The 12,109-nt window shown below is 44.6% G+C and carries 11 protein-coding genes; 3 read left to right on the top strand and 8 right to left on the bottom strand.

What is annotated here, in order from left to right; translation table 11 throughout:
- The first annotated feature begins 104 nt into the window (after positions 1-104).
- Positions 105-944, top strand: coding sequence for a hypothetical protein (locus tag AB1S55_RS15145; RefSeq protein ID WP_370979020.1), 840 nt, complete (start codon positions 105-107; stop codon positions 942-944).
- Between the two features lie 120 nt (positions 945-1,064).
- On the opposite strand, the gene AB1S55_RS15150 is transcribed toward AB1S55_RS15145, so the two are convergent.
- Positions 1,065-2,294 carry a tyrosine-type recombinase/integrase gene (locus AB1S55_RS15150; protein WP_370979021.1) on the bottom strand — a complete coding sequence of 410 codons (1,230 nt, stop codon included), beginning with the start codon at positions 2,292-2,294 and terminating at the stop codon, positions 1,065-1,067.
- 134 nt (positions 2,295-2,428) lie between these two features.
- Entirely contained in the window at positions 2,429-3,631 is a 1,203-nt protein-coding gene (locus AB1S55_RS15155) for a tyrosine-type recombinase/integrase (protein WP_370979022.1), read from the bottom strand.
- Between the two features lie 242 nt (positions 3,632-3,873).
- Here AB1S55_RS15155 and mutS point away from each other — a divergent pair, with 242 nt between their 5' ends.
- Entirely contained in the window at positions 3,874-6,519 is a 2,646-nt protein-coding gene (gene mutS / locus AB1S55_RS15160; protein ID WP_370979023.1) for a DNA mismatch repair protein MutS, read from the top strand.
- Positions 6,520-6,629: 110 nt separating this feature from the next.
- Positions 6,630-6,953 (top strand): ferredoxin FdxA, encoded by a 324-nt coding sequence (gene fdxA, locus AB1S55_RS15165; protein ID WP_370979024.1) that lies wholly within the window; start codon positions 6,630-6,632, stop codon positions 6,951-6,953.
- 65 nt (positions 6,954-7,018) lie between these two features.
- Here the strand turns inward: fdxA and rpoS are convergent, their stop codons facing one another.
- The 6 genes from rpoS to ftsB form a co-directional block, all read right to left on the bottom strand.
- A complete protein-coding gene (rpoS, locus tag AB1S55_RS15170) occupies positions 7,019-8,032 on the bottom strand; it encodes an RNA polymerase sigma factor RpoS (RefSeq protein WP_370979025.1) in 1,014 nt (337 codons plus the stop codon).
- Between the two features lie 169 nt (positions 8,033-8,201).
- Positions 8,202-8,990, bottom strand: a complete 789-nt coding sequence (locus AB1S55_RS15175) for a peptidoglycan DD-metalloendopeptidase family protein (RefSeq protein WP_370979026.1) — start codon at positions 8,988-8,990, stop codon at positions 8,202-8,204.
- Between the two features lie 193 nt (positions 8,991-9,183).
- Entirely contained in the window at positions 9,184-10,119 is a 936-nt protein-coding gene (locus tag AB1S55_RS15180) for a DUF368 domain-containing protein (RefSeq protein WP_370979027.1), read from the bottom strand.
- A 27-nt stretch (positions 10,120-10,146) separates the two neighbouring features.
- Entirely contained in the window at positions 10,147-10,788 is a 642-nt protein-coding gene (locus AB1S55_RS15185; protein ID WP_370979028.1) for a protein-L-isoaspartate(D-aspartate) O-methyltransferase, read from the bottom strand.
- Positions 10,789-10,821: 33 nt separating this feature from the next.
- Positions 10,822-11,799: a tRNA pseudouridine(13) synthase TruD gene (gene truD, locus AB1S55_RS15190; RefSeq protein ID WP_370979029.1), complete on the bottom strand. Its 978-nt coding sequence runs from the start codon at positions 11,797-11,799 to the stop codon at positions 10,822-10,824.
- A 7-nt stretch (positions 11,800-11,806) separates the two neighbouring features.
- Positions 11,807-12,088, bottom strand: a complete 282-nt coding sequence (gene ftsB, locus AB1S55_RS15195; RefSeq protein ID WP_370979030.1) for a cell division protein FtsB — start codon at positions 12,086-12,088, stop codon at positions 11,807-11,809.
- Between the last annotated feature and the right edge of the window lie 21 nt (positions 12,089-12,109).

Here is a 12,109-nt window from a genome sequence, read left to right on the forward strand (position 1 = left end):
AGCCTAAAATCCGGTACGGAATTTTTTGTCAGCTTAAGTCAGCTAAAAAATACTTTTTGCGCTAGTCTAACTACAAGACTTACGCTAAATCAGAGGAAACAAAAATGGGAGAGCGCAAAGCGAAATTCCCTGGGGCGGGACTTTCTGAACTAAAAGAACTGCTTAACAGCATAAAAAGCTATATAGACCTAGACACAAACCCAAAAGACAGCAAAGAATTCGACCGACTATTTAAGCTAATTCATGATGCTGAGGATTTTGCTACTGATACCGAGATAAGCCTAATACACTCGAAAGTCGTCAATTTTGTTCATTTTCTCAGGCCTAAATTAGAGAGCAAAGCACAATGGATAGCGATAAAAGACAAAATACATCAACAAATCTCTCGCAATAAAAAGGGTAGTAAAAAAAAGAAAACTTCCGAAACCACACATAAACCTGAATCAAAGATACTAAAGACTCTTAGGAGAGCTCTCCATGACGACAGTGAAACAAAAAACAACAACGTTCAAATAACATTATTCTTGATAGATCAAATAGTCCAAAGGGATAGTTTTCTGGACAACCTAAAGAAGCAGTGCAGAAAACTTTCACGAGAGACTTTTGATAAAACAATCACTTTCGAAACGTTGTTAGATATTATTTCAAAATGTATCGACACAAGGGAATTCAACAGCAAGTACCCATTTCACTCCGACAAAAAACATCTAAGAGCTTTACGACTCACACTTGAAAAATATGATTCATCATATGCCGACTACCAGCGCTCAATAGATTCCACCAAACCCAAAACATTTGAACGTTTTTATCGATTACTTGGTAGAGATATTAACCTTCTAAAAGTGGGGGAAAGTGCATTCTACGAAGAGGCAGATTTAAATATCGAATTAGGTTATGGATCTGAGCATGATCCAAATGATAACTTTGAAGATTTTGACGATTAAAATTTTTTTAACAGTATTAAACGCGACCCAATCTGACATACCAGAAATATATAGGTAAAGGGAGCCAGTAATTACTAAGCTAACCCCAAATATAAACTAGGTGTGTAAACCCGACACAGATTACTCATAAAAGCATCCCAAATAATCACCCCAGATTTTCCAATATCTTTTAGCTTCTACATCGTATGAATGCCGGTCATAAATATCAGACACACTACCACCGGTGTGATTTAACAATCGCCTAACTACAGTCCGCTCCGCACCAAGCGAAGCCACTCCCGTAGCAAATGTTCTACGTAAATCATGAATGGACCAATGAGGTAGCCCCAACTCATCACGAAATTTACCTATTGGATCGCCCACTGCTTTTTGGCCTAAATGACCAGACTTAGAGCTTGATGGAAATACCCACGGACTTTTACTTTCCGAAACACCTTGAAATATAGCTTTCACTTGATCTGATAAAAACACCTTGTGAGAGCGTTTATTTTTAGTATCTAAAATAATCCACTCACCGCTGTCAAAACAGATATCCTGCCAACGTGCCGCCACAATCTCACCGCTACGACACCCTGTTAGTAAAGCAATCATAATTACTGTTTGTGCAGTTTCTGGCAGTTTGGAATCTGGTAGCCAAGCAAGTAACAGCTTGATTTCTTGATCTGATAACACACGCTCTCTTTTGTTACTTATTTTAGCAAGCTGCTTGGTTGGAATGGGTATCTGAAAATCATTGGGGAGGTATCCGCTATTTAAGCCGAATTCAAAAACATCTTTTAAACGCTGACGGACTCTCTCGGCCATGCCGGGGGTGCGTGTATTCATGAGATCAACAAGCATTTCATACAAGTTAACTCGCTGAATCGCGATAACATTTTGTGCTTTTAATGCATCAAGCTCCGGCATGCTCAGCATACGGCGAATTTCTTTTTCCGTTTTATCCTTAATGTCTTTGTTCAAAATCTCTATGGTCAGGTATTTCTCAACTAACTGACCTAACGGCATCATTTCTTGTTCTTTTCGCTGCTGTTCTAATTTGGCCTGAAGGTTACACTCCTTTTTGTATATGACTGGGTCGCCATGTGTAAAGCGCACACTCTTTTGTTTTTGAATCTCTTCTCTTGCCTCACTCAAAGTCATTTGGGGATATGCGCCCAACTTCATCTGTTTAAGCTTGCACTCGGGTGGCTTTGTTCGGTAACGGTAAATCCATGTTCTACTACCGTTTTTGTTGGCCTTTAACCTAAGCCCATCAAATGGCGGTTCATCAACCAACACATTTACCAGACCCTTAGTTGTAGATGGGTCGGTATATTTATGGCGTCGGCATTGAAGGTCATTCAGTGGCATTTAATTATCCAATACTATTAGCTCACTCACCCCCTTCGCCGGGATGGCAATAGCTTTCAAAGATATTGATTAAAGAATAGACCACTATAAATAAGAGGATAATCGTAAGTAAAAAGGCCCTCACGAGCCGTTAGTTACTGCAAGCTATCTAAATGATCGGCCCACTTCTGCCACCATTCTGAGGCCTCCTGATCGTATGAATAACGGTCGTAGATACCTGAAACACTGCCATCTACGTGGTTCAAAATGCGGTCTTGCACGACACGGGAGCAACCCAAACGAGCAATACCCGTTCCCATTGTTCGACGTAAGTCATGACTGGTCCAGTGGTCTAGCCCACAGCCATCGCGATGGTTCGATAGCTGCCATACAATGGCGTGCTGGCGTATGTGCTTTTTGGGCAAAGGGGACGGAAACAGGTATTCAGTATCATTGGAGGGTATCGCTTCGATGAGTGCCACTAGTTGCTTCGAGAGATAAACGCGATGAGATAAGCCGTTCTTGGTCTTGGGCAAGTACCATTCCCTTTGTTTAAGATCCACATCCTTCCAACGCATCGACACGACTTCACCCCCACGACACCCACTCAAAAGCATGATCATCAACACATTCTTGCAGGTGGGGGTGAATTTTGAATCTGGTAGCCAGTTCAGAAAACGAGTGATTTCTTTATCCGAGAATACGCGGGTACGCGCTTTATGTTTGGGGGTTTTAACGCCGAAGGTAGGATTTACAAAGTCCTCGCTTACACGGCCTGCTGATATAGCTAGCTCAAAGGCTCCATTTAGCTCAACCTTTACCATCGTAGCGATTCTGGGGGCGCGTGCTGCGACCCTTTGCACTAGCTCATGGACATGGCGGCGTTTCACTTCCATCACCTTCATCTCGCCAATATGATCAACTACATCCGCATTCAGCATGCGCGCACATTCTAAGCGCCCTTTTTCCCGTCTGTGCGAGGCAATATGTTCATCCAAATAATGCTGTATCAGGTGGCTTACTTTGTAGCTGGCCATACTCTCTTTTAACTTGGCCTCCTGCGCTTGTCGTTCGGCTTCTTGAGCGAGCTTTACAGGATCTCCTTCTTTATTTCTTATTGCTCGCTGCTTCGCGTGCTCTGCTCTTGCTTCTGCGAGACTCATTGCCGGGTAGTCTCCGAGCTTCATCTGCTTAAGGCGATTTTCTGGGTGAGGTGTACGGTATCTGTACAACCACGATTTTGTGCCATTTTTGTTTGCTACGAGACGCAAGCCAACATGTGGTGATTTGTCTGAAAGTACGCCAATTTTATGTTTCTTGACAATTGATGAGTTTAAAGCTGTCTTCATCGTTTTCATTGATATAATGCCCTCAAAATTAGACAGCAAATAGAAATAAGAATCACTTCTATTTGCTTGCGAGTGCTCATATATCGGCCAGTATTCAACGTTATTTTGACTGGTATTTGTCCACCTTCTTACGCTCAAGCTATACCAGAAGCTATACCAGAGTGTGAGATTCAGTGACACCCCCTGAGACTCGCTGAGACGCCCTGAGACAGCTCTAACGAGAGCATAGAGAAAGCTAAACTATTGATTTTATGAGCAATTTAACAAATAAGAAGAGCAAAAACAGTGACTTAGACGGGTCATCCTTGAAGCAACACACACCGATGATGCAACAATACTTCCGCATCAAAGCCGAACACCCGAATGAAATCGTATTCTATCGTATGGGGGATTTTTATGAGCTGTTTTACGAGGATGCAAAGCGCGCGGCTCAGCTATTAGATGTCACCTTAACCGCAAGAGGAAAAAGCGGTGGTGAACCAATTCCTATGTGTGGTGTGCCACATCATGCTGCAGAGGGCTATTTAGCCAAACTGGTTAAATATGGTTTGTCAGTTGCAATCTGTGAGCAGGTTGGCGATCCGGCAACAAGCAAAGGGCCTGTTGAACGCAAAGTAATGCGCATCGTCACACCCGGTACCGTTAGTGATGAGGCTCTACTCGATGCTAGGCGAGATAACCTGTTAGTTGCAGCCTGTCGTACCAGTGAGCACTACGGCCTAGCAAGCTTGGATATGAGCAGTGGGAAGTTCAGTGTTTTTGAAGTTGAAAGCTCAGAGCAGTTGCTTGATCAAATAGCGCGCTTAAATCCTGCTGAACTATTACTACCTGAAGACCTCAATGAAAAAGCGCTACTTCAAGAGCGACCGGGTATGCGTGCTCGCCCCCCTTGGGACTTCGACTTTGAAACTGCTGAACGAGAACTTTGCCGTCACTTTGGCACAAAAGACTTAGCAGGCTTCGGTTGTGAGCAACTTCAAAGCGCAATATCTGCTGCAGGTTGCCTACTAAGTTATGCCCATGAAACTCAACGCACCGAGCTAAGCCACGTCAACACGCTCAAACGTAGCCACCCTGAGCACAACGTACAACTTGATGCCGCAACCCGTAAGAACTTAGAGATTGATCAAAACACTCAAGGAACTGAAGAAAACAGCCTCTTTGATGTCATGAACAGCTGTAACACAGCAATGGGCGCTAGAACCTTAAGACGCTGGTTAAACAGCCCCTTACGTAACTTAGATGAACTTAATTTACGCTTAGACGCCGTCAATGAGTTAAAGTCAGCCCTTAATACCGACGAGCTACGTGATGAGTTAAAGCTAATCGGTGACCTTGAACGCATTCTTGGACGCGTTGCTCTGCGCTCTGCCCGTCCCCGAGACTTAAGCCGCCTGTGCAGCTCCATCAGCAGTTATCCTCAACTGCAACAGCTACTTGCACAAAACCAAGCACCGCTATTAAAAAATCTTGCTGTAAGTATTTCTGAATTCCCCAAACTACAAACATTATTAGAGAGTGCCCTTATTGAGAACCCACCCGTTGTAATTCGGGACGGCGGTGTGATTGCTGAGGGTTACGATGAAGAGCTTGATGAACTCAGAGCGATTAGCACCAACGCTGGGGACTACCTCGTTAAACTTGAAGAAGAGGAAAAAGCCCGCACAGGCTTGAGCACACTCAAAGTGGGTTATAACCGTGTGCACGGTTATTTTATCGAGATTAGCAAATCTCAAGCCGCTGACGCGCCAACAGAGTACATTCGCCGGCAAACGCTCAAAAACGCAGAGCGATTTATCACTCCTGAATTAAAAGTATTTGAAGATAAAGCCTTATCAGCTAAAAGTCGTGCGCTAAGTCGAGAAAAAGCCCTCTACGAAGAACTTATTAACAAGCTTGCCTGTGAATTACTGCCCTTGCAAACCAGTGCAGACGCAGTCGCCAACCTCGATGTACTCTGCTGTCTCGGAGAGCGCGCCGCAACGTTAAACCACTGCAGACCCGACCTCATTGAAGAGGGGGATCTAAATATTCAAGAAGGTCGCCACCCTGTGGTTGAAAAGGTCTTAGACGCGCCATTTGTTCCAAATGACCTTGAGCTCAATGATTCACAAAAAATGCTCATCATTACCGGTCCCAACATGGGTGGTAAATCGACCTATATGCGTCAAGCAGCGGTGATTGTACTGCTTGCGCAAATAGGGGCCTGCGTGCCTGCAAGCACAGCGACAATACCACTAGTAGATAGAATCTTCACTCGCATTGGCTCTTCTGATGACCTAGCTGGCGGACGCTCCACCTTTATGGTTGAGATGACCGAAACAGCCAACATTCTTAATAATGCCACCGAACAAAGCTTGGTTTTAATGGATGAAATTGGCCGAGGCACAAGTACCTATGACGGCCTTTCTCTAGCCTGGGCCTGCGTCGAGCACTTAGCCCATAGCATTAAAGCCTACACCCTTTTTGCCACCCACTATTTTGAACTAACCGCTTTGGCAACCGAGCTTCAAGGTGTTGCCAATGTTCACCTAGATGCCACCGAGCACGGTGATGATATTGTTTTTCTTCACAATATAAAAAGCGGGCCTGCTAGCAAAAGTTTTGGCTTACAAGTTGCCAAGCTTGCAGGCATCCCAAGTTCCATTTTAAGTGCAGCACAGCAACAGCTACGTATCTTAGAAACACAACCATCTGAGAATACGCAGCCACAAACCGCCAGCCCTTCCGTTAGTAGTTCAACAAACACGCAAACCTTGCAGGCTGACCTCTTTGCTAGCCCAGAACCCAGCCCTGCCGAGCAGGCATTAAAAACATTAGACCCAGATAGCTTGAGCCCTCGTGCAGCTCTCGATGAGCTATACCGTTTAAAGCGCCTAGTAACTGGCGACTGGTAGTAATTTTTACTATATCAGTCTTGTCGATGACGCTTATTCCTAGAGCCCTAGTTACAAAGCGCGCCTTATCCTATAAAATGCGCGCCTCAAATTGATCGAGAGGTAGAAAAATGACTTTTGTAGTCGGTGACAACTGTATCAAGTGTAAGCACACAGACTGTGTTGAAGTTTGCCCTGTTGACTGTTTCTATGAAGGCCCAAACTTCCTCGTCATTCACCCAGACGAGTGTATTGATTGCGCACTGTGCGAGCCAGAGTGCCCAGTAGACGCCATTTTCTCAGAAGATGAACTACCTGAAGATCAAGAAGCTTTCTTAGAGTTGAATGCCGAGCTGGCTGAGGTTTGGCCTAATATTACAGAGAAAAAAGACGCACCAGAAGACCACGCGGAGTGGGATGGTGTCGAAGGCAAGCTTCAGTACCTCGAAAAATAGGCTTTGCCATATAACGAAAAAAGCCGCATTAGCGGCTTTTTTTACACCTACTAGATCACTCACATTTATTCAATACCAAATAATGCAGTAGCATCTAGCCCTTGAGCTTCAAGTAAATCTCTCATACGACGTAAAGCTTCAACTTGAATTTGGCGAACACGCTCACGAGTAAGACCTATCTCTCGCCCAACCTCTTCTAGAGTACTGGTTTCATAGCCACGAAGGCCAAAGCGACGGGCAATCACTTCACGTTGTTTTTCACTAAGATCATCCAACCATTTATCTAAGCTTGCGGTTAAGTCCTTATCTTGCAAAATGGACGAGGGGTTTGTTACATGCTGATCAGGAACCGTATCAACTAAAGTCTTATCGGAAGAAGGCCCTATTGGAGAATCCATTGATGAAACACGCTCGTTTAAGGCAAGCATTTTTTCAACATCCGCCACTGGGCGTTCGAGTAAGTTAGCTATTTCTTCGGCGGTTGGTTCATGATCTAGCTTTTGACTCAATTCACGTGAAGCACGTAAATAAACATTTAATTCTTTTACAACATGAATAGGCAAGCGAATAGTTCGCGTTTGATTCATGATGCCACGCTCGATGGTCTGACGTATCCACCATGTTGCATAGGTAGAAAAACGAAAACCACGCTCCGGATCAAACTTTTCTACAGCACGGATAAGGCCTAAGTTACCCTCTTCAATTAGATCTAATAAGGCCAAGCCTCGATTGATATAACGACGTGAAATTTTTACAACCAGACGTAAATTACTTTCAATCATTCGCTTACGCGATGCTTCACAGCCCTTAAGAGCCTTACGCGCAAAATAAACTTCTTCTTCAGCGCTTAATAATGGTGAGTAACCAATTTCATTTAAGTAGAGTTGGGTCGCATCTAAGCTGCGCTCATTTGTATCTTCAATATCACTTTCGATAACATTAGCGCGCTGCGTCCGCTTTCGTTTTGGCGCTTCATTAGCTGGTGGGGTTTTATCCATCCCCACACTAGCTTGAGTTTTGGAGGAAATTACTGCTTTGGCATTGTCGGTAAATACTGTATCAAGCTCTTGAACTGCCATGATCCGTACCTCTTGTTTGGTTTTATTGCGTACCCTTCTAGGCCGCTATTAGTTGTGAACCAAGAGATTGCACTTCCTATCTCTTCCCCCACCGAGTTAAACCTTTGCTTCCGGTCACCCCTTATAAGGCTTTTCGGCAGCGCCAGCAGATCTTTAGCACTTCCTGTACTTATCTCGGCGGCAAGTAGGCAATGGGGTCAACAGGTTTCCCGTCATAACGAATCTCAAAATGCAGCTTTACTGTATCTGTACCCGTCGATCCCATTTCGGCTATTTTCTCCCCCTTCTTCACAGCTTGCCCCTCTTTCACCAATAATCGGTGATTATGAGCATAAGCACTTAAGTACTTATCACTGTGTTTTATGATGAGTAATTTGCCGTAGCCTCGCAGCCCCTCCCCAGAATATACAACCGTCCCCGAAGAAGCCGCACGAACAGGCTCTCTCAAATTCGAAGCGATATCAATACCTTTTTTGAGGCCACTTTTTGCGTTAAAGCGAGTGACCACTCGCCCTTGAGCCGGCCACTGCCAAGAACTAGGTTTTGAATAAACCTTAGATTCTGTGTGTTTTTTACTCCCCGTCGCTTTATTTTTTAAACGAGTCGAAGTGCTCTTAGGTGGCACTTTAGTATTACTTTTTGAACTATTAACACCCACTTTACTTTTAGTTGCATTGCTTTTCGTAACGACACTTTTGGCCCCACTTAGGCTAAGGCGTTGACCCGGGTAAATCGTGTACGAGGCCCCTATATTATTGGCTTTGGCAAGAGCGTGGTAATCCAAACCATAGCGCCAAGCAATCGAGTAAAGAGTGTCACCTTGCGCTACAACATGATGTTTAATCTTAGAGCTAGGAGGTTGTGACCTATCTACAACTGGCGCCATTACAGGCTTTGAACTACAGCCCATAAATACGCAGGAAGCGATCAATATATTAAACAGCCATATCTTTTTCATACAACGGCCTTAGAATTTCTCTACCTAATGCGAGCATTTATTATCGCCAACATCTATGAACCTTAGAACTACATGGAATATTCATCCCAAAAGTCATTGCTAATTTATCTACATTTATTACAAAAAAGCGCACATTTTTTATGAAAAATGTGCGCTTTTCCGAGACAACGTCAAAAACAGGGCACTGGCAATTCTATTTCCGCACCAATGATAGGCGCTCAATTGCGACAACAAGAACAAAGCCTAAAGCAAAAGCTAAGGCGACCAAAGGCCATTGATTAGGCTCTCCGGTAAGAGCTGTATACTCATACGGGCTAACATTTGCCAAGCTTATAGCCCTTGGCTCACCGTGACGATCTATGATGGACTCCAAGACCTGCTTCCATGGCCAAGTCACATACAGTGACCCCAACAAAAAGCCTAACATCACAGCCAAGGTATTCTGATACCAGCGCAGTAAAAGCCAGCTTAAAAAGCGTGAAAAAATAAGTAAACCCGCTATGCAGCCCCCGGCAAAAGAAAACAAAGACAGCCACTGTAGGTTTTCTACAGCTTCTAGTGCGACGGGGTAAAGACCCAGTAATAACAATATAAAGCTACCTGAAACCCCTGGTAGAATCATTGCACTAATGGCAATAAAACCACCAAAAAATAAGATCCACCAATGACCAGGCAGTTCCGTAGATTTAACTAACGCCAAAGCGACAACCATGGCCGCACCAAGAGAGAACAGCAGCCATTGCATCCATGCCCAACGAGCTTGCTGCCTAAAAAGCGTATAGAGCGAAGCTACAATCAAGCCTGAAAACCCACCCCATACCAAAAGAGGCTGATGCTCCAAACACCACGATACGACTGATGCAAAGGTTTTAATACTGATTAAAATACCCACAAATAGGGCCAGTAAAAAGTTACCGTTGATACTTTGCCAAAAAGCAGCGGGCCCCTCTTTGAAGAGAACAAGCAACTTTGCAGGTGTTAAGCCTTTAAGGCTGCTTAACAGTTCCTCATAAATCCCTGTAATCAGGGCAATCGTCCCCCCCGAAACACCCGGAACGATATCTGCAGCCCCCATAGCCATGCCTTTAACAGCAATGCGCAAGTAATCCTTGAGCGAACGCATACCCATGTTCTTTCCTTTATAAAGAGGTGAAATTTAAGCTAAACCCGATAGTAGCGGCACAAATTTTACCGCTTCGTAAACTTGCTTATGATATTTGTCTGTTTCAGCATCACGAACAACAACTGTCAACTCTTGTGTATCACCACCAACAGGGATAACCAGTACGCCTCCCGGAGCAAGTTGATCGCAAAGGCTTTGTGGCAGAGAGCGTGGAGCGGCCGCTGACAAGATAGCATCAAACTGCTTTGCCTCCCCAGGCCAACCAAAACCGCCATCGGCGTAGCGAAACTCGACGTTTTTAATACCCAAGCCCTTTAAGCGCTGCTTAGCTTTATCTTGCAAAGGCTTGATACGCTCAACGCTGTATACCTTAGGCACCAGTTGAGCCAAAACCGAAGTCTGATAACCACAGCCTGTACCAATTTCTAACACCGAATCTAATTTCCCTGCTGCGGCAAGAACGAGCTCTGTCATACGGGCCACAATATAAGGCTGACTAATGGTTTGTCCAAAGCCTATCGGTAAAGCAGTATCTTCGTAAGCTCGGTGTGACAGCGCTTCGTCAATAAAAAGATGACGAGGGGTATTTGACACAACATCCAGCACAGCTTGATCCGTTACACCCTGCTCTTGCAATCGTGAAACAAGTCGATCTCGTGTTCGCTTGGACGTCATACCAACGCCTTGTGTTACTAAATTTTCCACTGTTTAGCCTTGTCCACGCTCTGGTTGCTCTAAAATAGCAAGCTCTCTTAATACTGCCGTTGCAAACTGGCCCGGCCTTAAAGCCAAAGTCAGTATCAAGTCGGCACCATCAACCTGCCACTTAAAGTTGCTTGGCTGCAGCACTAAGTCACGACGCTGCTGATTCAGGCCGACATTCTCTAACGCCAAGCGCCATAGTTCAAATTCTTCTAGTGCTGATACCTCTTGAGCTAGGCATTCATCCGCAGCTAAACTGCGACCACGCCCCCATAGAGGGCCGCTGGCAAGCTCTTCAGGATCACCATTTAACATGCTTTGCCAATCACCTGACAGCACCCTATCGCCTAAGACTTTGTTAAAAAGGTAGGATCGTGCTGAGGACATTAAAATACTACGGGTATTCCGGTTGCGAAGGGCTCTAGGGTCTTTCACCCACTCCTCAACACGCTCTAAATTAGCACCACCTCGCCCAAAGCGCTGCTCACCGAAATAATTGGGCACACCGTGCTGAGCGATCGCTTGTAACTGCTGCTCAAGCCCATGGTTCAACTCAAGCTTACGCAGCCGAATAACAAATTTATTGGCATCGTGCTCTCCCATTCGTAGCTTTTTATTATGTGAACTACAAGCGAGCAATTTAGCGTCAAGAGCACTTACCTTGATAAATTCATTCCAATCAAAATCGTGAGATTTTCCTGGCATATAGATACTAAACCACTGCGACGTAACAGCATGACGGTCTTTTTTTCCACCATAACCTACATCCATTTTCTTAACCGAAAAGAACTCAGCAAGCTTTTTGGCCACCCACTCGGTATTCTCACCTCGCTTTTGTATATGCAGCCAAAGGTGCTCGCCTTCACCACTTAAAGGCTGTAGCATCAGTTCATCGACAATAAAATCTTCAGCGTCGAAGCGAAAACCAGCCGTTTGCTTAGGGCCACCCCAAGCAAAAGGGAAATCAAGAGAATAACTGCTCATATATTAACTACTTAGATTCCGGCTCAATAAACAAATAAAAGGTCTCGCCGGGTTTAATCAGACCTAATTCTTCACGCGCCTTTTCTTCTACAGAATCATAACCATTGCGTAAACCTTCAACTTCTAGAGCTAAGCGCTGATTTTGAGCCCGTAAACGTTGATTTTCTGCCGTCTGCTTCGTTATATTGCGTTTAAGCTCAGCAATATGCGCAAAACTGCCCTCTCCAACCCAGAGACGGTACTGACTCATCAGCAATAAAATAGATAGAACCACAAACAGCTTTTTCATCAGCGAAAGGCTAAAGCTTTA

The organism is Agaribacterium sp. ZY112 (assembly GCF_041346925.1).
In the GTDB taxonomy this organism is placed as follows: Bacteria; Pseudomonadota; Gammaproteobacteria; order Pseudomonadales; family Cellvibrionaceae; genus Agaribacterium.